General features: G+C 71.4%; 20 protein-coding genes. 13 read left to right on the top strand and 7 right to left on the bottom strand.

What is annotated here, in order from left to right; all coding sequences use genetic code 11:
* Window positions 1-104: 104 nt before the first annotated feature.
* Window positions 105-1,349, bottom strand: coding sequence for a pyridoxal-phosphate-dependent aminotransferase family protein (locus ACEN9J_RS05100; protein ID WP_057594796.1), 1,245 nt, complete (start codon window positions 1,347-1,349; stop codon window positions 105-107).
* Between the two features lie 131 nt (window positions 1,350-1,480).
* Here ACEN9J_RS05100 and ACEN9J_RS05105 point away from each other — a divergent pair, with 131 nt between their 5' ends.
* The 4 genes from ACEN9J_RS05105 (at window position 1,481) to ACEN9J_RS05120 (ending at window position 7,113) form a co-directional block, all read left to right on the top strand.
* A complete protein-coding gene (locus ACEN9J_RS05105) occupies window positions 1,481-2,188 on the top strand; it encodes a GntR family transcriptional regulator (protein ID WP_261205684.1) in 708 nt (235 codons plus the stop codon).
* A 29-nt stretch (window positions 2,189-2,217) separates the two neighbouring features.
* Entirely contained in the window at window positions 2,218-5,289 is a 3,072-nt protein-coding gene (locus ACEN9J_RS05110) for an FAD-binding and (Fe-S)-binding domain-containing protein (protein ID WP_413763496.1), read from the top strand.
* 73 nt (window positions 5,290-5,362) lie between these two features.
* Window positions 5,363-6,574, top strand: a complete 1,212-nt coding sequence (locus ACEN9J_RS05115; protein WP_413763497.1) for a YbfB/YjiJ family MFS transporter — start codon at window positions 5,363-5,365, stop codon at window positions 6,572-6,574.
* Complete coding sequence (locus tag ACEN9J_RS05120) at window positions 6,571-7,113, top strand: methylated-DNA--[protein]-cysteine S-methyltransferase (protein WP_261205687.1); 543 nt, start codon at window positions 6,571-6,573, stop codon at window positions 7,111-7,113. The genes ACEN9J_RS05115 and ACEN9J_RS05120 overlap by 4 nt, the downstream gene beginning before the upstream one ends.
* On the opposite strand, the gene ACEN9J_RS05125 is transcribed toward ACEN9J_RS05120, so the two are convergent.
* Window positions 7,058-9,349: a DNA/RNA non-specific endonuclease gene (locus ACEN9J_RS05125; protein WP_413763498.1), complete on the bottom strand. Its 2,292-nt coding sequence runs from the start codon at window positions 9,347-9,349 to the stop codon at window positions 7,058-7,060. The genes ACEN9J_RS05120 and ACEN9J_RS05125 overlap by 56 nt on opposite strands.
* Window positions 9,350-9,457: 108 nt before the next feature.
* Complete coding sequence (locus ACEN9J_RS05130) at window positions 9,458-10,957, bottom strand: PLP-dependent aminotransferase family protein (protein WP_413764543.1); 1,500 nt, start codon at window positions 10,955-10,957, stop codon at window positions 9,458-9,460.
* Between the two features lie 67 nt (window positions 10,958-11,024).
* On the opposite strand from ACEN9J_RS05130, the gene ACEN9J_RS05135 reads away from it, so the two are divergent.
* Together ACEN9J_RS05135 and ACEN9J_RS05140 are read left to right on the top strand one after the other, a co-directional pair.
* Window positions 11,025-12,707, top strand: coding sequence for a M24 family metallopeptidase (locus tag ACEN9J_RS05135; RefSeq protein ID WP_413763499.1), 1,683 nt, complete (start codon window positions 11,025-11,027; stop codon window positions 12,705-12,707).
* A gap of 107 nt (window positions 12,708-12,814) precedes the next feature.
* On the top strand, window positions 12,815-13,204 hold the full coding sequence (locus tag ACEN9J_RS05140) for a hypothetical protein (protein WP_413763500.1): 390 nt from the start codon (window positions 12,815-12,817) through the stop codon (window positions 13,202-13,204).
* On the opposite strand, the gene ACEN9J_RS05145 is transcribed toward ACEN9J_RS05140, so the two are convergent.
* Window positions 13,197-14,432, bottom strand: a complete 1,236-nt coding sequence (locus tag ACEN9J_RS05145) for an MFS transporter (protein ID WP_413763501.1) — start codon at window positions 14,430-14,432, stop codon at window positions 13,197-13,199. The genes ACEN9J_RS05140 and ACEN9J_RS05145 overlap by 8 nt on opposite strands.
* 140 nt (window positions 14,433-14,572) lie before the next feature.
* Entirely contained in the window at window positions 14,573-15,472 is a 900-nt protein-coding gene (locus ACEN9J_RS05150) for a LysR substrate-binding domain-containing protein (RefSeq protein WP_413764544.1), read from the bottom strand.
* A gap of 78 nt (window positions 15,473-15,550) precedes the next feature.
* Here ACEN9J_RS05150 and ACEN9J_RS05155 point away from each other — a divergent pair, with 78 nt between their 5' ends.
* From ACEN9J_RS05155 to ACEN9J_RS05165, 3 genes are all read left to right on the top strand, one after another.
* Window positions 15,551-16,753 carry an MFS transporter gene (locus ACEN9J_RS05155; RefSeq protein WP_413763502.1) on the top strand — a complete coding sequence of 401 codons (1,203 nt, stop codon included), beginning with the start codon at window positions 15,551-15,553 and terminating at the stop codon, window positions 16,751-16,753.
* A complete protein-coding gene (locus ACEN9J_RS05160; RefSeq protein WP_413763503.1) occupies window positions 16,750-17,373 on the top strand; it encodes a pyridoxamine 5'-phosphate oxidase family protein in 624 nt (207 codons plus the stop codon). The genes ACEN9J_RS05155 and ACEN9J_RS05160 overlap by 4 nt, the downstream gene beginning before the upstream one ends.
* A gap of 112 nt (window positions 17,374-17,485) precedes the next feature.
* Window positions 17,486-17,716 (top strand): hypothetical protein, encoded by a 231-nt coding sequence (locus ACEN9J_RS05165; protein ID WP_413763504.1) that lies wholly within the window; start codon window positions 17,486-17,488, stop codon window positions 17,714-17,716.
* Window positions 17,717-17,723: 7 nt separating this feature from the next.
* On the opposite strand, the gene ACEN9J_RS05170 is transcribed toward ACEN9J_RS05165, so the two are convergent.
* Window positions 17,724-18,059 (bottom strand): hypothetical protein, encoded by a 336-nt coding sequence (locus ACEN9J_RS05170; protein ID WP_413763505.1) that lies wholly within the window; start codon window positions 18,057-18,059, stop codon window positions 17,724-17,726.
* Window positions 18,060-18,099: 40 nt separating this feature from the next.
* Entirely contained in the window at window positions 18,100-19,287 is a 1,188-nt protein-coding gene (locus ACEN9J_RS05175) for an MFS transporter (protein ID WP_413763506.1), read from the bottom strand.
* 272 nt (window positions 19,288-19,559) lie between these two features.
* Here ACEN9J_RS05175 and ACEN9J_RS05180 point away from each other — a divergent pair, with 272 nt between their 5' ends.
* The 4 genes from ACEN9J_RS05180 (at window position 19,560) to ACEN9J_RS05195 (ending at window position 24,445) form a co-directional block, all read left to right on the top strand.
* Entirely contained in the window at window positions 19,560-20,369 is an 810-nt protein-coding gene (locus tag ACEN9J_RS05180; RefSeq protein WP_413763507.1) for an SDR family NAD(P)-dependent oxidoreductase, read from the top strand.
* A 52-nt stretch (window positions 20,370-20,421) separates the two neighbouring features.
* A complete protein-coding gene (locus ACEN9J_RS05185; protein WP_413764545.1) occupies window positions 20,422-21,717 on the top strand; it encodes an LLM class flavin-dependent oxidoreductase in 1,296 nt (431 codons plus the stop codon).
* A 71-nt stretch (window positions 21,718-21,788) separates the two neighbouring features.
* Window positions 21,789-23,006: a multidrug effflux MFS transporter gene (locus ACEN9J_RS05190; RefSeq protein WP_057607291.1), complete on the top strand. Its 1,218-nt coding sequence runs from the start codon at window positions 21,789-21,791 to the stop codon at window positions 23,004-23,006.
* Window positions 23,006-24,445, top strand: coding sequence for an MFS transporter (locus ACEN9J_RS05195; protein WP_413763508.1), 1,440 nt, complete (start codon window positions 23,006-23,008; stop codon window positions 24,443-24,445). Before ACEN9J_RS05190 ends, ACEN9J_RS05195 begins: the two co-directional genes overlap by 1 nt.
* Window positions 24,446-24,461 lie beyond the last annotated feature (16 nt).

The raw sequence follows: 24,461 nt of genomic DNA on the forward strand, positions 1-24,461 counted from the left end.
TGCGGGGCGGGAAGGGCGCATGTCCGTGCGGCCCTCGCGCCGAGGCCGCCGCGCCGTTCGAGCGGCGCGCTGCGGCCTGGAATCGATCGAGGCTCCCTGTGTCGCTATGCGGCCTTCTTCAGCGCCACCGGCGCGGCCGCATGGCTCGCGAAATGGTCCATCGCCGCCTGCACGCCGCTGCCCGCGAGCTTGATGCCGGTGAGCTTCATGCCCATCTCGACACCCGCGACCATGGCCACCAGCGTGAGGTCGTTGCTGTCGCCGAGATGGCCCATGCGGAACATGCGGCCCTTGAGCTTGCCCAGGCCCGTGCCCAGCGAGAGGTCGAAGCGCTGGTGGATCAGCCGGCGCAGCGCATCGGCATCGACGCCCTCGGGCGTGATCACGCCCGTGAGCACCGGCGAATAGACGGCCGGGTCGGCGCACTGGATCGGCAGGCCCCAGGCCTGGACGGCGGCGCGCACGCCCGCGGCCCAGCGGCGGTGGCGCGCGAACACGTTGTCCAGCCCTTCGCCCAACAGCATGTCGAGCGATTCCGAGAGGCCGTAGAGCAGGTTGGTGTTGGGCGTGTAGGGCCAGTAGCCGTCCTTGTTCATCTCGACGATCTCGTCCCAGGCCCAGAAGGCCTTGGGCAGCTTCGCGCCCTTCGATGCCTCGAGCGCGCGCGGCGAGAGCGCGTTGAAGCTGATGCCCGGCGGCAGCATCAGGCCCTTCTGCGAGCCGCTGACCGTGACGTCCACGCCCCATTCGTCATGGCGGAAATCGGCGCTCGCGAGGCCCGAGATGCTGTCGACCATCAAGAGGGCCGGATGGCCGGCCGCGTCGATCGCCTGGCGCACCGCGGCGATGTCGGAGGTGACGCCGGTCGAGGTCTCGTTGTGCACCACGCACACGGCCTTGATCTTCTTCTCCGTGTCCTTGCGCAGCCGTGCCTCGATCAGCTCGGCCTGCACGCCGCGGCGCCAGCTCGGCGCGTTGGGCAACTGGTCGTCGCTGCCCGCGTAGGCGAGGAACTCGGTCGACACGCCCAGGCGCGTGGCCATCTTCTGCCACAGCGAGGCGAAGTGGCCGGTCTCGTACATCAGCACGTGGTCGCCCGGGCTCAGCGTGTTGGCGAGCGCGGCTTCCCAGGCGCCGGTGCCCGAGGCCGGGTAGATCGCGACCGGGTGCTTCGTCTTGAAGATCTGCTGGATGCCGCCGAGCACCTTCAGGCCCAGCGTGCCGAACTCGGGCCCGCGGTGGTCGATGGTGGGCAGGCTCATGGCCCGCAGGATGCGGTCGGGCACCGGGCTGGGGCCGGGGATCTGGAGGAAGTGACGGCCGGTGGGATGGAGGTCGAGTTGCAGCATGGCGGGTCCTTTCGGCGCCAGTTTTGCATTCAAAATTCATTTTGTTCTGCTGGTTTACCCTGAATATCAAAGGTTGTAGCCCTTCTTTTTTGCATTCAAAATGCAATCACGAGGCCCAAAGAACGCATCCCATGACCGCCGAAATCATCGAAATCTCCCGCCTCGCGCTGCACGACCAGGTCGCGGCGCGGCTGCGCACCATGCTGGTCGAAGGCCTGATCGCGCCGGGCGCCAAGCTCAACGAGCGCGAGCTCTGCCTGCAGTTGCGCGTCTCGCGCACGCCGCTGCGCGAGGCGATCAAGCTGCTCGCGGCCGAGGGCCTGGTCGACCTGCTGCCCAACCGCGGCGCGGTGGCCGTCAAGCTCACCGAGGCCGACGTGATCGACACCTTCGAGGTGCTGTCGATGCTCGAGGGCATGTCGGGCGAACTGGCCGCGCGCCGCATCACCGAGGAGCAGCTGTCCGAGGTGCGCGCGCTGCACTACGAGATGCTGGCCTGCTACGCGCGGCACGACCTCTCGGGCTACTACCGGCTCAATGCGCGCATCCATTCGGCGATCAACGAGGCCGCGGGCAACCCGGTGCTGTCGAACACCTACCGCTCGATCAATGCGCGCGTGCAGTCGCTGCGCTTTCGCACCAACCAGAACGAGGCCAAGTGGAAGAGCGCCGTGGCCGAGCACGAACAGATGATCGAGGCGCTGGCCGCGCGCGATGCCGCCGCCATGCGCAAGGTGCTGGTCGCGCACGTGCTGCGCAAGCGCGACACCGTGCTCGAGCTGCTGCGCGAGGGCGAGATCTATCCGCCCGCGAAGAAGACCCGTTCCAAGGCGCCCTGAGCGCGCTCCCCCCAAAAGAAAAACCCCCGATGCTCATCGAACCCGCCAGCCGCATCCAGCCCGCCGGAACCGTCCTGCCGCCCAACGACACCTGCGAGGCGCTCGCGCGCCGCCTGCGCGCCGAGACGCAAGGGGAGGTGCTGTTCGACGCGGGTTCGCGCGGCCGCTACGCCACCGACGCCTCGATCTACCAGATCACGCCGGTCGGCGCCTTCGTGCCGAAGACCGAGCGCGACATCGCCACCGCCATCGACGTGGCGCGCGAGCTCAAGGTGCCGGTGCTCGCGCGCGGCGGCGGCACCAGCCAGTGCGGCCAGACCACGGGCGCGGCGCTGGTGATCGACAACAGCAAGCATTTCCGGCGCGTGCTCGACCTGGACCTCGAAGCGGGCACCGCCACCGTCGAGCCAGGGCTGGTGCTCGACCACCTCAACGCGCAGCTCAAGCCGCACGGCCTCTGGTATCCGGTCGACGTGTCGACCAGCGCCCAGGCCACGCTGGGCGGCATGGCCGGCAACAACTCCTGCGGCTCGCGCTCCATCGCCTACGGCAACATGGTGCACAACGTGCTCGGCGCGAGCGCCTGGCTGTCGAGCGGCGAGCTGGTGGACTTCGGGCCCGTGGGCACGCTGGGCGTGCGCGCCGCGGGCATCGCGCAGTTCGTGCGCGGCCTCGCGCGCCAGCACCGCGAGGCGATCGCGGCGAACTGGCCCAAGGTGATGCGCCGCGTGGCCGGCTACAACCTCGACATCTTCGACAACCAGAGCGAGAAGCCCTACACGGCCGACGGCAGCGTGAACCTCGCGCACCTGCTGATCGGCGCCGAGGGCACGCTGGCCTACACGCGCAGCCTCACGCTCAAGCTGGCGCCGCTGCCGCGCGCCAAGGTGCTGGGCATCGTCAACTTCCCGACCTTCCATGCGGCCATGGATGCCGCGCAGCACATCGTCAAGCTCGGGCCCACCGCGGTCGAGCTGGTCGACCGCACGATGATCGAGCTGAGCCTCGCGAACCCGGCCTTCAAGCCCACGGTGCAGACCGCGCTGATCGGCAAGCCGGCCGCGATCCTGCTGGTGGAGTTCTCGGGCGCCGAGAAGGCGCCGCTGCTGCAGGCGCTGGCACGACTGGTCGAACTGATGGGCGACCTGGGCCTGCCGGGCAGCGTGGTCGAGATGCCCGACGAGGCGCGCCAGAAGAACCTCTGGGAGGTGCGCAAGGCCGGCCTCAACATCATGATGAGCCTCAAGGGCGACGGCAAGCCGGTGAGCTTCATCGAGGACTGCGCCGTGCCGCTCGAGCACCTGGCCGAGTACACCGACGCGCTGACCGAGGTGTTCGCGCGCCACGGCTCGCGCGGCACCTGGTACGCGCATGCCTCGGTCGGCACCCTGCATGTGCGGCCGATCCTCGACATGCGCGCCGATGGCGGCGCCAAGATGCGATCGATCGCCGAGGAGGCCTCGGCGCTGGTGCGCAAGTACAAGGGCGCCTTCAGCGGAGAGCACGGCGACGGCCTGTGCCGCGGCGAATGGATCGAGTGGCAGTTCGGGCCCGCGATCAACGAGGCCTTCCGCGCGATCAAGCACAAGCTCGATCCCGTCGGCCTGTTCAACCCCGGCAAGATCATCGATCCGCCGCGCATGGACGACGGCGCGCTGTTCCGCTTCGCGCCACCGACCGCGCCCAGGCCCTATCGCCGCATCGAACTCAAGCCGGTGCTCGACTGGTCGGCCTGGAACGTGAATGCCGACCCGGTGACCGAGCAGACCTCCGCGCCCGGCACCGGCGGCGACAGCACCGGCGGCCTGGCCAAGGCGGTCGAGATGTGCAACAACAACGGCCACTGCCGCAAGTTCGACGCCGGCACCATGTGCCCGAGCTACCGCGTCACGCGCGACGAGCAGCACCTCACGCGCGGCCGCGCCAACACGCTGCGGCTGGCGCTGTCGGGCCAGCTCGGCCCCGATGCCTTCACCGGCGAGGCCCTGCACGAGACCATGGACCTGTGCGTGGGCTGCAAGGGCTGCAAGCGGGACTGCCCGACCGGCGTGGACATGGCCAAGATGAAGATCGAGTTCCTGGCCCACTACAAGCGGCGCCATGGCCACACGCTCAAGGACCGGCTGGTGGCGCGGCTGCCCGACTACGCGCACCGCGCGAGCCGGCTGCCGTGGCTCCTGAACCTGCGCAACAGCGTGCCGGGCGCCGCCTGGCTCGGCGAGAAGCTGCTGGGCTTCTCGGCGAAGCGTTCGCTGCCGGCCTGGCGCGGCGACACCTTCTGGCGCGCCAAGGACGGCGAGCCCGGCCTGTTCGCCGATCGCGACACCGTGCTGGCGATCGCGCGGCGCGGCGGCAAGGCCGCGGTGCTGTTCGTCGACACCTTCAACGGCACCTTCGAGAGCGAGAACGCGCTCGCGGCCGCGCGCGTGCTGCAGGCCGCGGGCTATGTGCTGCACACGGTCGAGAAGCGTGGCGCGCACCACTGCTGCGGCCGCACCTATCTGGCCAGCGGCATGGTGGAGGAGGCCCAGCGCAAGGCCGAGGCCCTGATCGATGCCTTGCTGCCGCTGGCGCGCGCGGGCGTGCCGGTGGTGGGCCTCGAGCCCTCGTGCCTGCTCACGCTGCGCGACGAGACGCTGGTGATGGGCTTCGGCGAGAAGGCCGAGACCGTGGCCAAGCAGGCGCTGCTGTTCGAGGAGTTCGTCGCGCGCGAGGTCCGCGCCGGCCGTTTCGAGCTCGCGCTCAAGCCGGCCGAGGCGCCGATCCTGCTGCACGGCCACTGCCACCAGAAGGCCTTCGGCGCGGTGAGCCCGGTGCTCGAGGTGCTGAAGCTGATCCCGGGCGCCGCGCCCGAACTGATCGAGAGCTCGTGCTGCGGCATGGCCGGCAGCTTCGGCTACGAGGCCAGCCACTACGAGGTCTCGATGCGCATGGCCGAAGCCAGCCTGCTGCCCGCGATCCGCGCCAAGCCCGGCGCCATCGTGGTGGCCGACGGCACGAGCTGCCGGCACCAGATCGCCGATGGCGCGCAGCGCGAGGCGGTGCACGTGGCGGTGCTGCTCGAGCGGCTGCTGGTGCAGGCGGACGCCGGCGTGCACTGAGCGGCGGATTCACGCGCGACAGCGCGGCGGCGCGGCCTGCCGCAAAATGGTGCATCCCCCCGCGCACCGCCCGATGTCGACCACCCTGACTTCCTCCGCCCCCGTGCCGCCCACCTTGCGGCTGGCCTTCGCCCTGTCGATGGGCGCGGCCGTCTCGCTCGGCATCACGCGCTTCGCCTATGCGCTCTTGCTGCCGCCGATGCGCGACGACCTCGGCTGGAGCTATGCGCTGGCGGGCGGCATGAACACCGCCAACGCGGTCGGCTACCTGGTCGGCGCGCTGGTCACGCCGGCGCTGATGCGGCGCTTCGGCGTGAGCCGGCTGCTGGTGGTGGGCGCGGTGCTCGCGAGCCTGTTCATGGCCGGCAGCGGCTTCGTCACCGCGGCGCCCGCGCTGCTGCTGCAGCGGCTGCTCGCGGGCATCGCGAGCGCCTGGGTGTTCGTGGCGGGTGGGCTGATGGCCGCGCGACTCGGCGAGGCCGATGCCTCGCGCGGCGGCCTGCTGCTGGGCATCTACTACGGCGGCACCGGCTTCGGCATCCTGGCCTCGGCGCTGCTCGTGCCGCAGGTGCTGCAGGCCGCCGCGGGCGAACCGCATGGCTGGGCCTGGGCCTGGTGGGCGCTGGCGGTGGCCAGCGGCGTGGCGACCGTGCTGCTGGCCTGGGCCGGCCGCGCGCTGCCCGATCGACCCGCGCCCCCGCCCGCCGCCGCGGCACCCGGCGCGCCGGTCGCACTGCGGCGCTTCGGCTGGGCGCTCGCGGGCTATGCCTTCTTCGGCATCGGCTACATCGGCTACATGACCTTCGTGATCGCGCTGCTGCGCGAGCAGGGCGCGAGCGCGGGATTCGTCACGCTGTTCTATGCGCTGCTGGGCATCGCCTGCATCGCCTCGTCGCGGCTGTGGGCCGGGCTGCTCGACCGCTACCGCGGCGGGCAGCCGCAGGCGCTGCTCAACGGACTGCTGGGCGTGGCGACGCTGCTGCCGGTGCTCAGCGCCTCGGCGCCCGTCGCGCTGGTCTCGGGGCTGCTGTTCGGCGGCGTGTTCCTCTCGGTGGTGGCCTCGACCACCGCGCTGGTGCGCCACAACCTGCCGTCCTCGCGCTGGGCCCAGGGCATCAGCGTCTTCACCATCGTGTTCGCCTTCGGCCAGATCGTGGGCCCGACCATCACCGGCTGGATCTCCGACGGACCGGGCGGACTGGCGCGCGGCCTCGTGGGGTCGGCGATCGCGCTGTGGCTCGGAGCCGTGCTGGCTTCGCGCCAGCATGCGCTGGAACCCGCATGAACGCCGGCTTCGCCGTGTTCGATACCGCGCTCGGCGTCTGCGGCGTCGCCTGGGGTCCGCAAGGATTGGTCGGCGTGCAACTGCCGCAGGACGACCCCACCGAGCAGCCCGCGCGCCGTCGCATGCGCCAGCGCTTTCCGGAGCTGCCCGAGGCCGAGCCGAATGCCGAGGCGCGACGCGCCATCGCCGCCGTGCAGGCCTTGCTGGAAGGCGCGCAGGACGACCTGCGCGACATCGTGCTCGACATGCGCGGCCTGTCCGACTTCCATCGACGCGTCTACGAGCTCGCGCGGCGCATTCCGCCGGGCCACACGCGCACCTACGGCGAGATCGCCGAGGAACTGGGCGACAGGACGCTGGCGCGCGCGGTGGGCCAGGCCATGGGCCTCAATCCCTTCGCGCCCGTGGTGCCATGCCACCGCGTGCTCGCGGCCGGCAACAAGCCCGGCGGCTTCTCGGCCGGGGGCGGGGCGCTGACCAAGCTCAGGATGCTCGATATCGAGGGCGCGCGGCCGAACGGGATGGCGTCCCTGTTCTAGCAACGTTCAGCAGCTGGCTCAAGGACGCGACCTCGCGTCGTTCCCCGCCCCGATGCGTGTCGGCAGCTCGCACCTTCGCGCCGAAATCGAGGGAGGTCCTGCGCTCCAGTTCCGCGATGCTCACGTGGTAGCGCTTCACCTTCTCGAAGCTCACGCGCGCCAGGGCCGCTTCGGACAGCGCGGCCTCGGGCACGTAGTCGATGAGCGGCGTCTGGTCGATGCTCAGGGCGGTCGCCTGCAAGCGGCCGTCCTCCACGCGCAGCACGATCTTCCAGTACTCGCGCGGGGCCTTGAACCCGGCCATTTCGGGCATGCCGCGGTCCCAGGGAATGTCGTTCTCGTCGTCGAAGATCGGTCCGGTGAACACGCTCACGCGCGCCTGGTCCGCCACCGCGTTGTTGAGCGCGAAGTCCTCGAGCGCGCGCCAGTACAGCGTGCCGCCCGCGTGCGCGGCGGCTTCGGCGCCCGGCTTCCTCTTGCCCATGTTGAAGAAGCCCACCTGCGGCGACCGGTTGGTCACGTGGAAGGTGTCGGCGTTGGCGCGCACGACGATGTCGTCCGGGCCCCAGAGCGGATCCTGCCGGCGCGTCAGGTGGCCTTGCTGGAAGATCCGGTTCGCATGGTCCGCCTTGCGCTTGTCGACGATGGCCGCGCCCTGCGCGTCGTAGGCCGTCTGTCCCGCGTACAGCGCGGGCGGGGTCTGCTCTTCCTCGGGGATGCGCGGATCGATGAACCAGAGCTCGCTGGCCTCCGGGGCCTCGTCCGCTTCTTCCTCGCCCGGATGGAAGGCGGCGATGACGCCGGTGCTGCGGTCATAGCTCTTGGCCAGCCGTCCGTCGATGTTGGTGGCCGTGAAGCAGGCCAGCCGCCGTTCCTTGTGCATCACCACGCTGAAGTGTTCGTACGCCAGTTCGTACCTGGGCCGGCCCGCCTTGGGACGCGTGTTGACGGAGACCGCGCGCAGGGCCGCCGCGCCGCGCGGCTTGGGCAGGGGAACGGCAACGCCGGGCAGGAAGTCGGGCTGGTAGCCGTCGCGGTTGCCGTAGTCCGGATCGACCTGGACCCGTGCCTCCTCGCCGGTGCCCGGCGGCATTGCAGCGGCGGGCAGTTGCGGTGCGGCGTCCTGCGCGGGGCCGCGGGCCGGGTAGCCGCCCAGCTGCACGCTCACGCGCAGCGGGATGGTCCAGGTCGCCGTGCCGTCGCTGGCCACGTCGACCGATGCACCGAGCGACGCGTCATGCGCCACGGCCGGCGCGGACTCAACGGACGAGACCACCTGCGGGTCCAGGCCCGCGGCGATGGCCTCGGTGATCTTCTCGCGCTCGCGCGCCGGCAGGCCGCTCTTGCGCGTGTTCATGTCGGTCACGATGGCGCTGATCCGGATGCCCTCGTTGACCGTCTTGGCGATCTGCTTTCCGTTCTGGTCGAACAGGTCGCGGTGCGGCGATCCCCAGTGGTGCAGGGCGATCACCTGCCACAGCACGTTGAAGACCGGCGAGCCGGAAGAACCGGGCTCGGTGTCGGCCACGTAGTGCAGCGTGGTGCTCGCGCGCGAGACCAGCTGGTTCTCGCGCAGCACGGCTTCCTTCAGGCGGCCGTCGGGGTGCTGGACGATGTTGGCGTGGTCGCCCAGCTGGTGCTTGTCGCGGGCCGCGGAGATCGGCAGGAAGCTGTAGCCCGCGAGCGTGCCGGGGCCGCTCAGGCGGCCGCCGACCGCCAGCACGGTGTAGTCGAGGTCGTCCTGGTCGTTGGTGAGGAAGCAGGCCTCGGGCGCGAAGGCGAAGCGCGTGGGCACGCGCGGGCGCCCCGCGAGGTCGCGCTCGTAGTCGAACTCCACCAGCAGGTCCGCCGCATCGGCCTTGGAGCCGATCACGTGGTTGTTGGTGAGGAACAGGACGGGCGAGATCATGAAGCCGGTGCCCAGGCCCTGGCCGTCGCGCGTCGCGATCCGCGCCACGGCGCGCGCCGCATAGGCGCCACGCTGCAGGAAGGCGACGTCGACGAAGTCGATCGTCTTGCCCCAGACCTTTTCCGCGCCCGAATGCGGCGCCTCGCGCGCGGCCTCCTGCACCGGCAGGCCGATCCGTCGCTGCAGCACGGCGCTGCGGCGCAGCATCTCGGGCTCGGCGTCGCCGGGCCGGCCGGCGCCGATCGCGTCGAGCGAGCGCTGGATCTGTTCGGCCTGCTGTTGGATGCGCAGGCGCGCGGCGACACCGATGTGGGCGGGCTCGTTCATGTTCTCCTCCAACTGGCCGCGGGGGCGGCGGCGATTGCGGATTCGCGGACCGTCTCGCTCGCCTTTTAGAGGGCCTTGATGACAGGACGATGCAAAGGCACGGCCGCGTCAGGCGCTCTGGATCAGCCGCCGCAGCTCGTCCACGTGCCGGCGCAGCGCCGCGTCGTCCATCGCCGTGTAGCCGATCACCAGCCCCGGCGGCAGGTCCTTGCGCCGGCAGAAATCGGAGATCGACTGGAAGCGCAGCCCTTGCCGCGCGGCCGCGCGCAGGAACGGCTCGAGCGCCATGTCTGGCGGCGGCCACCACACGAGGTGGAAGCCCGCGTGTTCCCCGGTGACATGCAGCCGCGCGGGCTCGAGCGCTGCCCGCAGGCCGCCGAGCACGAGATCGCGGCGCCGCGCATAGACCAGGCGCGCGCGCCGCACATGGCGCGCGAAGTCGCCGCTCTCGAGGAAGCGGGCCAGCGCCATCTGCTCGATCACGCCGGTGGAGCGCCCGGCGATGTGGCGGGCGCGGCGGAAGTCGGCGACAAGCGCGCGCGGCAGCACCATGTAGCCGATGCGCAGCGCGCCGAACAGGGTCTTGTTGAAGCTGCCGCAGTGGATCACGCGGTCGGCCGCATCGAGGCTCTTGAGGGCGGGCAGCGGGGCGCTGTCGTAGCTGAACTCGCTGTCGTAGTCGTCCTCGACCAGCCAGGCCTGCGCGGCTTCGGCCCACGACAGCAGTTCGAGCCGGCGCGACACGGGCATCGTGATCCCGCTGGGAGACTGGTGCGCGGGCGTGACATGCGCGAGCCGCGCGTCTGCGTGCTCGCGCGCATGCGCGACCGGGAAGCCCTCGGCATCGATGGGCACCGGGACCGCCTGCCGTCCGTGCTGGCCGAAGATCGGCGCGGCATGCAGGTAGCCGGGGTCCTCGAGCAGCACCTTGTCGCCGGGCGCCAGCAGCAGCCGCGCGCAGAGGTCGAGCCCTTCGCGGATGCCCGAGACGACCACGATCCGCTCGGCCTCGCAGGCGATGCCGCGCGCCACCCCGAGGTAGCCGGCGATCTGCTCGCGCAATGCCGGCAGCCCGAAGGGATCGTCGTCGGACAGTTGCGCCGCGGTCACGCGCCGCGCGCTGGCCTGCAACGCGCGGCGCCAGAGATCGAGCGGGAACAGCGCCGGATCGGCCACGCGCGCCATGAAGGCCTGGTGGGCCTCGGTGGCGGCGAGCGGCGCCATGTCGGTCTTCCAGGCCGGCCGCGAGCGGGGCGTGGCCGGGCGCCGCTTCGCGTCGCCGACCTCGAAAAAGCGGTCGGGCACCTGCGCCGCCACATAGGTGCCCGATCCGGCCCGGCTGACCAGGTAGCCCTCGCTGCGCAACTGGTCGTAGGCCGCGTCGACGGTCACGCGCGACACCTGCCAGCGCTGCGCGAGCTGCCGGGTGGAGGGCAGGCGCGCGCCCCTGGCCAGCGCGCCGTCGAGGATGCGGGCGCGGATCTGGCGGTAGATCCAGGCCTGCTTGGCCTCGCCCTCGCGCGGCGGTTCCGTCGCGAGATCGAGGCTCGATGGCGTGCGCCGGGCCTGCGGGGGGCTGGGAAGTGGCCTTATCGCTTTCTCCGAAATGGACCTACAGGCAAGGCCACATTCTATTTAGATTCGCGTCCAAGGCATTCCACCCACGAAGCTCCCCATGACGACGAAGCCCACGCATTTCTTCTGCACCCTCGCGCCCGACGGCCCGCGATTTCCCCTCGATGGCGCGGGCAGCCTGCTCGATGCGGCGCTGGCGCAGGGCGTGGCCGTGCCGTTCTCCTGCAAGCGCGGCGAATGCGGTTCGTGCCGCGCGCAGCTGCTCGAAGGCGGCGTCGAGCGCATCGCGCCGCCTTCGGAGGCGGCCTACCAGGTCGACGCGGGCGAGCTGCTGATGTGCCAATGCCGCGCCACCAGCGACCTGCGGCTGCGCTTCGCGCACTGGAGCGCGCCGGCGCTCGCGCCATCGCGGCATTCGGCCAAGGTGCTGGTCTGCGAACCGCTCACGGCCAAGGTCACGCGGCTCGTGGTCGAGCTGCAGAGCGCCGAGCCCTTCCGCTGCGCGCCGGGCCAGCATGCGCAGTTCGTGCTCGAGGACGGCGAGCACCGCAGCTTCTCGATCGCCAACCGGCCGTCGGAAGAGGGCGAAGCCTCGAACCGGCTCGAGTTCCATATCCGCCGCATGCCGGGCGGCCTGTTCACCGAGCAGCGTCTCTCCGCGCTGCGGCCCGCGGACCTGCTCGAGCTCGAAGGGCCCCATGGCGCCTTCGTCTGGCAGGCACCCGCCGACGGAATCGAGCACCTCGTGCTGCTGGCCACCGGCACCGGCTTCACGGGCGTTCGGCCGATCCTGCGGACGGCGCTCGCGAGCGGCGCGTTCCGCACGGTGTCGCTCTACTGGGGCGTGGCCGAGGCCGGCGACTGCTATGCGGCCGCATGGCTCGACGAGATGGCGCGCGTGCACGCGGGCTTTCGCTGGACCGCGGTGCCGTCGTCACGCGTGGAGGGCAAGCAGCATGTGCAGCACGCGGCATCGAAGGCCGCGCACGACTGGGCGCGGACCATCGTCTATGCCTGCGGCAACCCGGCCATGGTGCGCGACGCGCGGGCGCTGTTGCAGGCCGAGGGGCTGCCGAAGGCGCGCTTCGTCTCCGAGGTGTTTCTGCCGAGCACGAAGCAGGTCGTGCGCCATCCCTGGGAGAAGGTGGGCGCCACGTTCACGCGCGACGGCATCCTCGAGGCGCGCCGCCGCTCGATGGAGGCGCTGCCGCAGATCGCCGCGCTGATCGAGCCCGGCATGACCACGGGCGAGGCGATCGCGGTCGCCGACCGGCATCTGCGCCGGCTCGGCGCCGCCTACAACTGGCATCCGACCTATGTGCGCTTCGGGCCCGACACGCAGCGCACTTCGCGCGAGCCGGTCGATCGCCAGCGTCGCCTGCGCGAGGACGACGTCTACACCGTCGACCTGGGCCCGGTCTGGGACGGCTACGAAGGCGACTACGGCGATACCTTCGTTCGCGGTGCCGATGCCGACCACGCGCGCGTCACGCGCGCGGCGCGCGACATCTTCGAACGCGCGCAGGAGGCCTGGCGGCAGGGGCTGAGCGGCGCCGCGCTCTACGACTTCGCGAGCGAGCTCGCGCGCACGCATGGCTGCGCGCTGGTGCGCGAGACCGGGGGCCACCGGGTCTCGGACTTTCCGCATGCGCTCTACGGCAAGCACCGCCTGGCCGAGGCCGATTTCGTTCCGGGCGACGGCATCTGGGTGCTCGAGGTCCAGGTGCGCGACCTCGAACGGCCGATCGGTGCCTTCTTCGAGGACGTGCTTCTTAAGAATTGATTCAGAACATTCCTAGCTCTGCGGCCTAGAGTTCGGCAATGACTGTGAACCGTATCGAACCCAGGCCGTTTTTCCTTCTTCGCACCTTCCGTTCTTCCGCGCCGCGCATGGCGCTCGCGGCCGTTGCCGCGGGCACGCTGCTCGCGGGCTGCGTGACACCGGGCGAGCATGCGCGCGAACAGCGCATGCGCGACGAGCAGAACTGCATGGCCTATGGCTTCCGACCCGAAAGCCCGGCCTACGCGCGCTGCCTGCAGAACGAGAACCTCTCGCGCCAGGACCGCGACAACTTGCAGGACATCGAATCGCGCCGCCACTCGGACGACTACCGCCGCCGTGGTGGTGGCGGCGGTGGCTGGGAGCGCGAACGCGACCGGGACCGCGATCGCTACGACCGCATGAACGACAACCAGCGCCAGGCGCTGCGCAACTGCGACCTGCTGCCGCCCGCCAACCAGCCGGGCTGCCGCGCGATGGTCTGGTCGACGCTCAAGTAGGGCTGCGCAACGCCGCCTCCGAGGGGGCGGCATCGAGCTTCGCGAGCGCGATCACGGCCGCCTGCAGCACGAAGCCCGCGAGCGCGAGCAGCAGGCAGCCGGCTTCGCCCCAGAGCGCGCCGGCCCCCGCGCCGAGCGCCGCGCCCACGGGCCGCGCGCCGGCATTCACCGTGAGGAACACGGCCGAGACGCGGCCCAGCATGCCCGCGGGTGTCACGCCCTGGCGCAAGGTGGTCGAACTGATGGTCCACACCATCGGCCCGGCGCCGAACACGAACAGCGACAAGGCCGCGAGCCCGGCGCTGGGCCACCGCAGTGTCGACGCCATCAACACCGCGGCCAGCACCGCGCTGAAGGGACCGACGCGGATCGCACGGCCCGGGCTCGTGCGCGCCGCGATGTGCGGCGTGAGCAGCGCGCCCACCACCATGCCCGCGCCATACATCGCGAGCGTGAGCCCCACGCCCTGCGCGCCGAGCCCGAGCGCGCGCACCGCATGCGGCACGTAGCCGGCCTGCAGCACGAACCACGCGATGTTGAAGATGGCGCCGGTCAGCAGCATCGGTCGCAACCAGGCATGGCTCAGCACGAAGCGCGCGCCTTCGCGCAGTTCGGTCCACGGATGGCGCGCGGCGGGCATGCGGCGCGCCGGCTCGGGGAGCTTCCACAGCAGGGCCACGGCCGCAGCCGACAGCGCCGCCGCCAGCACGAAGGCCGCGCCCGCGCCGGTCCAGGCCACGAGCGCGCCCGCCACGGCGGGGCCGGCCGCGAAGGCCGCGCTGCGCGCCAGCTCGATGCGGCCATTGGCGCGCGCCAGCGCTTCGCGCGGCACCAGCTCGGGCACCAGCGCGGGCGCCGCGACGCTGAAGGCCACGGTGCCGATCGCGCCGATGAAGCCCAGCAGCGCCATGCCCGCGATGCCCATGCGCGCCGACCACGGCGCCGCCAGCACGGCGAGCATCAGCAAGAGCGACAGCGCGCGCAGCACTTCGGCGCGCAGCATCAGGCGCCGGCGCGGCATGCGGTCGGCGAGCAGGCCCAGCGGCATCGCGAGCAGCAGGAAGGGCAGGGTCTGCACGGCCGCGAGCAGGCCGGTCTCGGCGGCGCCCGCGCCATAGGCCATCACGGCGACCAGCGGCACCGCGGCCAGGCCGAGCTGCTCGGCCGACTGCGCCGCGAGGTTGGCATGGGCCAGGTGGAGAAAGGGGCGGGGCAGGGCGGAGGACATGAGGCGATGGTCGTGGACCGCGCCGCATCGGGCTGGCCGAAAACGGACCCGCAAAAGAAGACTCTTTTGGAAGTCCTTCCGCGACTTTCGCGAAACCTTCGCGCCCTCTGCGTTCGGCTGTCCGCCTTCCGGTCCGTCGATCAGCCCGCGCCGGCCTGCTGCGCGAGAAGCATGTCCTCGAACCAGTCCGCCACCTGCCGCGCCTCGGGCGCCGCGCCCGGTGCGAGCCCGTAGTAGTAGCGCTCGAGCCGCATGCGCAGCGCGGGCAGCGGCGAGTGCAGCCGGCCCGAGGCGAGGTCGTGCGACACCAGCGAGGTCGGCGCGAGCGCGATGCCCAGCCCGTCGACCGCGGCCTGCAGCACGAAGTGCAGGTGATCGAACTGCAGCCGCCCGGCCGGCCGCACGCGCGGCGCGCCGACCTGCTTCTTCCAGGCCTCCCAGTCCTCCTTGCGTGTGCGCGCCGACAGCTGCACGTGCGCGGCCAGCGCGCGCAGGTCGCGCAGCGGATGGGCCTTGAACAGCGCGGGCGCGCCGACCACCAGCACCTCGTCCTCGAGGAAGGGCCGCACCGCGATCGCGCCGGGCCAGCCCTCGAGCCCGCGGCGCACCGCGATGTCGAAGCTGTCGGCCACCTGCTCGGGCATCACGGTGCTCGTGACCACCTGCGGCTCGATGTCCGGATGGCGCTCGACGAAGGAGGGCAGGCGCGGGATCAGCCAGCGCACCGCGAACGAGGGCCGCACGTTGATGCGCACCGTGCGCGCCGCGCCCTGCGCCTGCAAGGCATGCGCGGCGGCGCCGATCTGCGCCAGCGCGGGCTCGACCTCGGCGAAGAACTGCTGGCCCTCGGCGGTCAGCGCGACCTGGCGGATGCGGCGTTCGAACAGCGCCACGCCGAGGAAGGCCTCGAGGCCCTTGATCTGGCGGCTGATCGCGCTGTGGGTGACGTGCAGTTCGTGCGCCGCGCGCGTGAAGCTCAGGTGGCGCGCCGCGGCCGCGAAGGCACGCACGGCGTTCAGGGGAGGCTCGCGGGACGGCATGCGTGCGATTTTGTCACGCATGCGGCGCGTTAATGTCGTTTGTCGGCGCGGGCTTTGCGGGCGCACGATGCGGGCTCGATGTCTTCTTCTTCCCGCCGTTCCGCTTCCGTCCCCGCCGTTACCGCGGCCTCCGTCTCCACTACCGACCGCAACTCCCGCCATGCCGCGCTCTCGCTCGGGCTCGCGCTGCCGGGCGACGTGGTGCTCTACCTCCTGCTGCCGATGTATGCCGCGCAGTTCGGCGTCACGCTCGCCGAGGCGGGGCTGCTGCTCGCGGCCAACCGGCTGGTGCGCATCGCCGGCTATGGCTGGGTGGCCGATTTCTATGCGCGCCATGGCGACCGCCGCACCTGCACGCTGGCCGTCGCGGGCGCGGTGCTGTGCTGCCTCGGCTATGCCACGCTCTCGGGGCTGTGGATGCTGCTGCCGCTGCGGCTGGTCTGGGGCCTGTGCTTCGCGGCCTTCAACCTCTCGACCCAGGCGCTGGCCACGGCCGACCCCGTGGGCGCCGCGCGCCGCAGCGGTCGCTCGCGCGCCTTCATCGCGCTCGGGCCGGTGGTGGCGCTGCCGCTGGGCGCGCTGCTCGCGCACTGGAGCGGGCCGCGCACCATCTTCTGGCTGCTGGCCGCGGTGGCGCTGCTCGGGCTGCTGGCCGCGCGCCGGTTGCCGACGGCGCCGCATCCGGTCGCGGTGGCGGCCAGGCGCTTCCAGCGGCCGAACAGCCTCGACGGCTGGTCCTTCATGGAAGGGCTGGCGCTCGACGGCCTGTTCATCGTCGGCCTGTCGTACCTCGGCAAGGACCTGCTGCCGGGTGCGGCGGTGGTGGTGGCCGGCCTGCTGATGGCAATGCGCTACCTCTCGGAGATCGCGCTCGGCCCCGTGGGCGGCCGCATGGCCGAGCGCTTCGGCGCCGAGCGCCTGCTGGTGAGCCTGTCTCTCATCACCGCGCTGGCGCTGGTGGGCTTCGGCCTGGGCTGGCTCTGGAGCTGCGCGGCGCTGATCGTGGTGCTGCGCGCGCTGCAACTGCCGCTGATCGCGCCCATCGTCGCGCACCGCACGCCCGGACCCGAGCGCGTGCAGGCGTTGGCCGCGCGCTCGACCTGGCGCGACATCGGCGCGGGGGCAGGGCCGGTGCTGGCCGGGCTGCTGCTGCCCATTGCCTCGTCGGCCTGGGTCTACGGCGTGGCGGCGGTGCTGCTGGCCGCCATGGCCATCGCCTGCGGGCGCAGTGCCGCGAAACTCGAGCCCTCCCCGGATTCCCTTCACCATCGACCGTCATGACCCACGACCCGCACGCGATCCAGACCCTGGCCCAGCTCCAGGCCCTGTTCGGCCAGCCCGGCGAAGCCTCGCTCAAGAAGGAGATCGACTGGCTGCATCCGTCCTACCGCGCGCTGATCGAAGCCTCGCCGTTCGCGGTGCTCGCCACCCTCGGGCCGGACGGCCTCGATGCCTCGCCGCGCGGCGATCCGCCGGGCTTCGTGGCGGTGAAGGACGAGAAGACGCTGTGGATGCCCGAGCGCCGCGGCAACAACCGCATCGACAGCCTGCGCAACATCGTGGCCGATCCGCGCGTGGCGCTGCTGTTCCTGATCCCGGGCGTGGGCGAGACCCTGCGCGTCAACGGCCGCGCGCGGCTCACGGTCGATCCGGCGCTGCTCGCGCGCTTCGCGGTGGAGGGCAAGGCGCCGCAGTGCGTGATCGAGATCGCGATCGAGACCGTGTTCTTCCAGTGCGCGCGCGCGATCCAGCGTTCGCGGCTGTGGGCGCCGCGGCCTGATGAGGCGCGGCCCGACGTGCCCACGCCCGGCGCGATCCTGTCGGCGCTGACCGATGCCGCCTTCGACGGCGCGAGCTACGACCGCGAGCTGCCGGCGCGGCAGAAGGCCACGCTGTACTGAAGGAGCGCAAAAAAATTTTGCGAAGGACTGAGGGTTTGGCGCTCTTCGTTCGTCTTCAGGAGGTCGGTCCCGTTTCGGACCCTCGAAGACAGCGAAGAAAGCCCCGCCCGCCATGCACCCCGGTCAATCCCCGTTCGAATCCCTGCAGCCCCCGAGCCCGGTGCCGCGCCGCCGCTCCAAGTCCTTAGTGCTGCGCTGGTGCGGCAACGGCTGCGGCGACGCGGCGGTGGTCGGGCCGCTGGGCTGGTGGCCCTGCTGCTCGAAGGAGTGCTGGGAGGCCTGGCGAAAGCTCGAGGCCGTCCGGGCCGCGGACGCGACTCGGCGCGCCGGCGCGGCCTCCTGAGCGCGCTTCAGGCGCGGCCGGGCGCCGCGGCCTGCTCGGTGCGCGCGTCGTGGCCGATGATCAGCACCAGCACGAAGGCCACGGCCGCCAGCAGCGCGAGGAAGATCACCGCGTAGATGTCGTTGCCCATGCGGTCCTTGAGCGTGCCGAAGATGGTCGGGCCGATGTAGCCGCCGAGGTTGCCGATCGAGTTGATCCAGGCGATGCCCGCGGCCGCGGCCGTACCGCTGAGGATCGCGGTGGGCAGGGTCCAGAAGGTGGGCAGGGCGCTGAAGATGCCGAAGGCCGCGAGCGTCACGGCGGCCATCTTCGGCACCGGCGCGCTGGTCTCGGCCGCCAGCACCAGGCCGACGAAGATGCAGGCCAGCGGGACAAGGGCCTGCTCACGCCATGCAAGGGGTCGCGAAGCTCACCAGAGCCCGCCCATCAAGGCGCGCGACGACGCGTGTGCGTCCGCACACGCTAGGAGCGCAACGCCCAGGGGCGGGCTCTGGTGAGCTTCCCTCCGGGCTGCTTCGCAAAGGGGCCGTCTGCGGCGTTGCCCGCGCTTGCAAGGCGGACGCCTTGCTGCGCGCGGGCGCCTTGCATCCAGCCCCTTTGCGAAGCAGCGCGACCCCTTGCATGGCGCGAGCAGGCCCTGGCAGGAACCACTTGCGTTCCTTGCGCGCGTCGGAGGCGCGGGTCCAGAACAGCATCGCGATCGCGCCCACCAGGTAGGGGAAGGCGTTGATGAAGCCGATCTCCACGTTGCCCAGCCCGCCGAAGCCCTTGATGATCTGCGGCAGGAAGAAGCTCAGGCCGTACAGCGGCACCGTGATGCCCATGTAGACGAAGCCCAGGCCGATCACGCGCGGGTTCAGCAGCGACTGCTTCCACGAGATCTGGTTGATCGACTCGCGGTTGCGCCGCTCGGCGTCGAGCGTGCCCTGCAGCCACGTGCGCTCCTCGTTCGTGAGCCACTTCGCGTCCTTCGGGCCGTCGGGCAGGTAGAACAGCACGAAGAAGGTCAGGATCAGCGAGGGGATCGCCTCGAGGATGAACAGCCACTGCCAGCCGTGCATGCCGCCCGTCCCGTCCATGTCGAGGATGAAGCCCGAGATCGGCGAGCCGATCACGGTGGAGATCGGGATCGCGAACATGAACCAGCCGACGATGCGCGCGCGGTAGGCCGAGGGGAACCACAGCGTGATGTAGAAGATGACGCCCGGGAAGAAACCGGCCTCGGCGATGCCGAGCAGGAAGCGCACGACGTTGAAGCTGGTCGAGCCGCCGACCCAGGCCTGGGCCGCCGACAGGATGCCCCAGCTGAACATGATCCGCGCGATCCAGCGGCGTGCGCCGAAGCGCTCGAGCGCCATGTTGCTCGGCACCTCGAACAGGAAGTAGGCGATGAAGAAGATGCCGGCCGCGCTGCCGAACACGGCCGCGCTGAAGCCCAGGTCCTTGGACATGGCGGCGCCCGCGAAGCCGAGGTTCACGCGGTCGAGGTAGGCGATGAAGTAGCTGACCATGAGCAGCGGCAACAGCCGCCAGCTCATCTTCGAGATGGTTCTCTGCTCGATCGGATTCACGTGTTGTCTCCTGTTGTGTGTGATAGGGGAGGCGTCGAGGAAAAGCCGCGGCCCTCGGACCATGGTAGGCCGGCGAGGGCCGCCATTCCTGACGTGGAAATGATCGAGGCGCCAAAGCACGGGGCAGGGCGCTTGTGCACCTTCCCCGGCCGGTCTGCACCGGGCCCGGGACTCGACCGGTTCGCGCATATGGTTATCGCTTTTCCATCGTTCCGGCCCCCGGGGCGCGGGTATAGCCTTCGTGACGATCCACGCTTTGCCGACCCGCCCCGATGTCCACGAACGCCGCTTCCTCCCCGTCTTCTTCTCCCGCCGAACCCACCGCCTCCCGTGGTCCCTCCGTCGCCTGGATCGCGGGCGTCGGCGCGAGCGCGGGCCTCGGTGCCGCGCTCGCGCGGCGCTTCGCGCAGGATGGCTTGGTCGTCGCGCTGACCGGCCGCACGCCGCAGCAGCTCGAGGCGGTGGCCGCCGAGATCGCGGCCGCGGGCGGCACCGCCCATGCCTTCGTGGCCGACGTGGCGAGCGAGGCCGAGGTGCACGGCGTCGGCCAGCGCGTGCGCGCGCTCGGGCCGCTGTCGGTGGCGGTGTTCAACGCCTCCAGCGCGGCGCGCGCGCCCACGCTCGAGATCTCGGTCGAGCAGTTCACCCAGGCCTGGCGCACCAGCACGCTCGGCGGCTTCGTGTTCGCGCGCGAGGCGCTGCGCGGCCTGCTGGCCAATCCCTTCGAAGGCGCCACGCCCGCGGGGCGCGGCAGCCTGCTGTTCACGGGCGCCACCGCCGCGCTGCGCGGCAAGCCGCCGTTCGCCGCCTTCGCGGCCGCCAAGGCCGGCCTGCGCTCGCTGAGCCAGAGCCTGGCGCGCGAGTTCGGCCCGCAGGGCATCCACGTCGCCCATGTCGTGATCGACGGCGGCATCGACGGCGAGCGGCTGCGCAGCGGCTCGCCGCAGCGCGCCGCGCAGGCCGGCGAGGACGGACTGCTGCAGCTCGATGCCATCGCCGAGAGCTACTGGCAGCTGCATGCCCAGCATCGCAGCGCCTGGACGCAGGAACTCGACCTGCGGCCTTTCAAGGAGCCCTTCTGATGTTCCGGGACCGGCCGTGAGCACGCGCAAGCAACTGCGCCTGGGCGCCTTCATGCGCCCGGTCAGCATCCATACCGGCGCCTGGCGCTACCCGGGCGCCTGGCCCGACGCCAACTTCAACTTCGAGCGGCTCAAGCAGCTCGCGCAGACGCTGGAGCGCGGCCGCTTCGACGCCTTCTTCATGGCCGACCACCTCGCGCTGCTCAACATGCCGATCGAGGCCTTGCAGCGCAGCCACACGGCCACCTCGTTCGAGCCCTTCACCCTGCTGTCGGCGCTGGCGCAGCACACGCGGCACCTCGGGCTGATCGCCACCGCCTCGACCACCTTCGACGAGCCCTTCCACATCGCGCGGCGCTTCGCCTCGCTCGACCACCTGAGCGGCGGCCGCGCGGGCTGGAACATCGTGACCACGTCCAATCCCGACGCGGCGCTGAACTTCGGCCGCGAGGACCACATGGAGCACGACGCGCGCTACGACCGCGCGCGCGAGTTCTACGACGTGGTGACCGGCCTGTGGGACAGCTGGGCCGACGACGCCTTCGTGCGCGACGTCGACAGCGGCCGCTTCTTCGATCCGGCCAAGCTGCATGTGCTGGGCCACAAGGGCGAGCACCTGTCGGTGCGCGGGCCGCTGCACATCGCGCGGCCGGTGCAGGGCTGGCCGGTGATCGTGCAGGCCGGCGCCTCGGAGGCCGGGCGCCAGCTCGCGGCCGAGACGGCCGAGCTGATCTTCGCGGCGCCGGGCACGCTGGCGAACGCGCGTGCCTTCTATGCCGACATCAAGTCGCGCATGCGCAAGCTCGGGCGCGACCCCGAGCACCTCAAGATCCTGCCGGGCGCCTTCACCATCGTGGCCGACACGGTCGACGAGGCGAAGGCGATCCGCGCCAAGCTCGACAGCCTGGTGCACTACGACAGCGCGATCGCCTCGCTGTCGATCGCGCTGGGCCACGACGCCTCCAGCTTCGACCCCGACGGCCCGCTGCCCGAGGTGCCGCCCACCAACGCGAGCCAGAGCGGGCGCGAGCGCGTGATCGAGCTGGCCCGGCGCGAGAACCTCACGGTGCGCCAGCTCGCGCAGCGCCTGGGCGGCTATGGCGGCCTGGCCTTCGTGGGCACGGCCCGGACCATCGCCGACGAGATGCAGGAATGGCTCGAGAGCGAGGGCTCCGACGGCTTCAACGTGATGTTCCCGTGGCTGCCCGGCGGGCTCGATGCCTTCGTCGACCGCGTGGTGCCCGAACTGCAGCGCCGTGGCATCTTCAGGCAGGAATACGAAGGTCGTACCCTGCGCGAGAACCTCGGCCTGCCGCGGCCGGCCAACCGTTTCTTTCCGCAAGATTAGCGGGGGGCGAGGCGAGGGGACACTGGGCGCGCCGCCGGCGCGTGGGCGGCGCATTGGCGACAATCGCTCCAATGCGTTCCTCTCCCTTCTTCCGCATGGCCCTGCTGCTGGGCCTGCTCTCCGCCATCGGTCCCTTCGCCATCGACATGTACCTGCCGGCCCTGCCGGCGATCGGCCAGAGTCTGCGCGCCGACATCGGCGCGGTGCAGATGAGCCTCACGGCCTTCTTCATCTCGCTGGGCGCGGGCCAGCTGCTGTACGGGCCGGTCTCCGACATGGTGGGCCGCAAGCCGCCGCTGTACGCGGGCCTCGCGGTGTTCGCGATCGCCAGCGTGGGCTGCGCGCTGGCCACCGACATCCAGACCCTGATCGCGCTGCGCTTCATCCAGGGCCTGGGCGCCGCGGCCGGCATGGCGATCCCGCGCGCGGTGGTGCGCGACCTGCACACCGGCACCGATGCCGCGCGGCTGATGTCGCTCTTGATGCTGGTGTTCAGCATCTCGCCGATCCTCGCGCCGCTGGTGGGCAGCGGCGTGATCGCGGTCACCGGCTGGCGCGGCGTGTTCTGGGCCGTGACCGTCGCGGCCGTCGCCGGCCTCGCGATGATGGCCACGCTGCTGGCCGAGACCCGGCCGGCCTCGGAGCGCGTCGAAAGCAGCATCGGCAGCGCGCTTTCGGCCTACTGGCTGCTGCTGCGCGATCGCCACTACCTGGGCCTGGTGTTCATCGGCAGCTTCGCGATGGCGGGCTTCTTCACCTACCTCGCGAACTCCTCGTTCGTGATGATCGACCACTACGGCCTGTCGCCCGCGCTCTACAGCGTGGCCTTCGGCGTGAACGCGGCCGCCTTCTTCGGCGCCTCGCAGTTCAACGGCGCGCTCGGCGAGCGCTTCGGCCTGGCTCGGCTGGTGAAGTTCGGCGTGGCCGGCTGCGGCGTGGCGATGGTCGCCATGTTCGCCTACTACGCCATGGGCGGCGACAGCCTGTGGGTGATGATCGTCCTGTACTTCATCGCCTCGGGCTTCATGGGCTTCGTGATCCCGACCACCGGCGTGCTGGCGCTCGAGATGCACGGCGCCATCGCCGGCACCGCCTCGGCGCTCTTGGGCACGCTGCAGATGCTGACCGGCGCGGTGGCGATGGCGGTGGTGGGCGCCTTCACCGACGGCGGCCCGCTGCCGATGGTGACCGGCATGGCCGCGGGCGCACTGATCGCCGGCGTGCTGACCTGGCTCACGCTGGGCGGCGGGCGCGGCACGCAACCGGCGCGCCGGGTGCAGGAGGCCTGATGAGCAGCGTGGCGGCCAGCCTGGGCACCGAGGGCGGTGCGCGCGTCAGCGACGGCCTCGACCAGCCCGCGCGGCGCTGGTCGATGCTGGTGATCATCCTCGGGCTGATCGTTTCGGTGCTCGACGGCACCATCGTCAACCTCGCGCTGCCGGGCATCGCGCGCGAGCTCAACGCCAGCGCCTCGCAGTCGATCTGGGTGGTGAACGCCTACCAGATCGCCATCCTCGTGATGCTGCTGCCGCTGGCCTCGCTGGGCGACCTGGTGGGCTACCGGCGCGTCTACCTGGTGGGCATGGCGGTGTTCACGCTGTCCTCGGCGGCCGCCACCTTCGCCAACTCGCTGACCACGCTGATCGCCGCGCGCGCCTTCCAGGGCCTGGGCGCGGCCGGCATCATGAGCGTGAACGCGGCGCTGGTGCGGCTGACCTATCCGTCCTCGCAGCTCGGCAAGGGCATGGCGATCAACTCGCTGGTGGTCGCCACCTCGTCGGTGGCCGGGCCCTCGGTGGCGGCGGCCATCCTGTCGGTGGCCTCGTGGCCGTGGCTGTTCGCCATCAACGTGCCGCTGGGCATCGTCACCTTCGCGCTCGGCATGAAGGCGCTGCCGTTCAACCGCGTGGCGCCGGCCGCGGGCCTGCGCTTCTCGCCGATCGACGTGACGCTCAACGTGCTGATGTTCTCGCTGGTGTTCCTCGGCGTCGACCGCCTGGGCGTGCGCGAGGGCGGGGTGGCGGCGGGCGGCCCGCCGCTGAGCGCCTGGCTCACGCTGCTGGCCGGCGTGGCGGTGGGCTTCGTCTACCTGCGCCGGCAGCGCTCGCTCGCGGTGCCGCTGTTCCCGATCGACCTGCTGCGCATCCCGGTGTTCGCGCTTTCCATGGGCACCTCGGTGGCGGCCTTCTGCGCCCAGATGCTGGCCTACATCGCGCTGCCGTTCCTGCTGCTCGACGTCTACGGCCGCAGCCATTTCGAGGCCGGCCTGCTGATCACGGCCTGGCCACTGGCGATCGTGGCGATGGCGCCGCTGGCCGGCCGGCTGATCGGCCGCTATCCCGACGGGCTGCTCGGCGGCATCGGCCTGGGGCTGATGGCCGCCGGCCTGTTCTCGCTGGCGCTGCTGCCGGCGCACCCGGTCAATGCCGACATCGCCTGGCGCATGGCGCTGTGCGGGCTGGGCTTCGGGCTGTTCCAGTCGCCGAACAACCACACCATCGTGACCTCGCCGCCCGCGCACCGAAGCGGTGCAGCCAGCGGCATGCTCGGCACGGCGCGGCTCACGGGCCAGACCCTGGGCGCGGTGGTGCTGGCCGGCGTCTTCAGCCTCTGGAGCCCGCACGGCGGCCACGGGCCGGTGGTGGCGCTGGTGCTGGCCGGCTGTTGTGCCGGTGTCGCCGCAATCTTCAGCAGCTTGCGGCTCAGGACGACGGGACACGCGGGCTGAATAGGTTAGGGTACGG

The organism is Variovorax sp. Varisp41 (assembly GCF_047325085.1).
GTDB lineage: Bacteria > Pseudomonadota > Gammaproteobacteria > Burkholderiales > Burkholderiaceae_C > Variovorax.

Coding starts and splice junctions, on each gene's coding strand:
- ACEN9J_RS05100 (WP_057594796.1), bottom strand. CDS start 1,349: ATGCTGCAACTCGACCTCCATCCCACCGGCCGTCACTTCCTCCAGATC.
- ACEN9J_RS05105 (WP_261205684.1), top strand. CDS start 1,481: ATGACCGCCGAAATCATCGAAATCTCCCGCCTCGCGCTGCACGACCAG.
- ACEN9J_RS05110 (WP_413763496.1), top strand. CDS start 2,218: ATGCTCATCGAACCCGCCAGCCGCATCCAGCCCGCCGGAACCGTCCTG.
- ACEN9J_RS05115 (WP_413763497.1), top strand. CDS start 5,363: ATGTCGACCACCCTGACTTCCTCCGCCCCCGTGCCGCCCACCTTGCGG.
- ACEN9J_RS05120 (WP_261205687.1), top strand. CDS start 6,571: ATGAACGCCGGCTTCGCCGTGTTCGATACCGCGCTCGGCGTCTGCGGC.
- ACEN9J_RS05125 (WP_413763498.1), bottom strand. CDS start 9,349: ATGAACGAGCCCGCCCACATCGGTGTCGCCGCGCGCCTGCGCATCCAA.
- ACEN9J_RS05135 (WP_413763499.1), top strand. CDS start 11,025: ATGACGACGAAGCCCACGCATTTCTTCTGCACCCTCGCGCCCGACGGC.
- ACEN9J_RS05140 (WP_413763500.1), top strand. CDS start 12,815: ATGGCGCTCGCGGCCGTTGCCGCGGGCACGCTGCTCGCGGGCTGCGTG.
- ACEN9J_RS05145 (WP_413763501.1), bottom strand. CDS start 14,432: ATGTCCTCCGCCCTGCCCCGCCCCTTTCTCCACCTGGCCCATGCCAAC.
- ACEN9J_RS05150 (WP_413764544.1), bottom strand. CDS start 15,472: ATGCCGTCCCGCGAGCCTCCCCTGAACGCCGTGCGTGCCTTCGCGGCC.
- ACEN9J_RS05155 (WP_413763502.1), top strand. CDS start 15,551: ATGTCTTCTTCTTCCCGCCGTTCCGCTTCCGTCCCCGCCGTTACCGCG.
- ACEN9J_RS05160 (WP_413763503.1), top strand. CDS start 16,750: ATGACCCACGACCCGCACGCGATCCAGACCCTGGCCCAGCTCCAGGCC.
- ACEN9J_RS05165 (WP_413763504.1), top strand. CDS start 17,486: ATGCACCCCGGTCAATCCCCGTTCGAATCCCTGCAGCCCCCGAGCCCG.
- ACEN9J_RS05180 (WP_413763507.1), top strand. CDS start 19,560: ATGTCCACGAACGCCGCTTCCTCCCCGTCTTCTTCTCCCGCCGAACCC.
- ACEN9J_RS05185 (WP_413764545.1), top strand. CDS start 20,422: ATGCGCCCGGTCAGCATCCATACCGGCGCCTGGCGCTACCCGGGCGCC.
- ACEN9J_RS05190 (WP_057607291.1), top strand. CDS start 21,789: ATGCGTTCCTCTCCCTTCTTCCGCATGGCCCTGCTGCTGGGCCTGCTC.
- ACEN9J_RS05195 (WP_413763508.1), top strand. CDS start 23,006: ATGAGCAGCGTGGCGGCCAGCCTGGGCACCGAGGGCGGTGCGCGCGTC.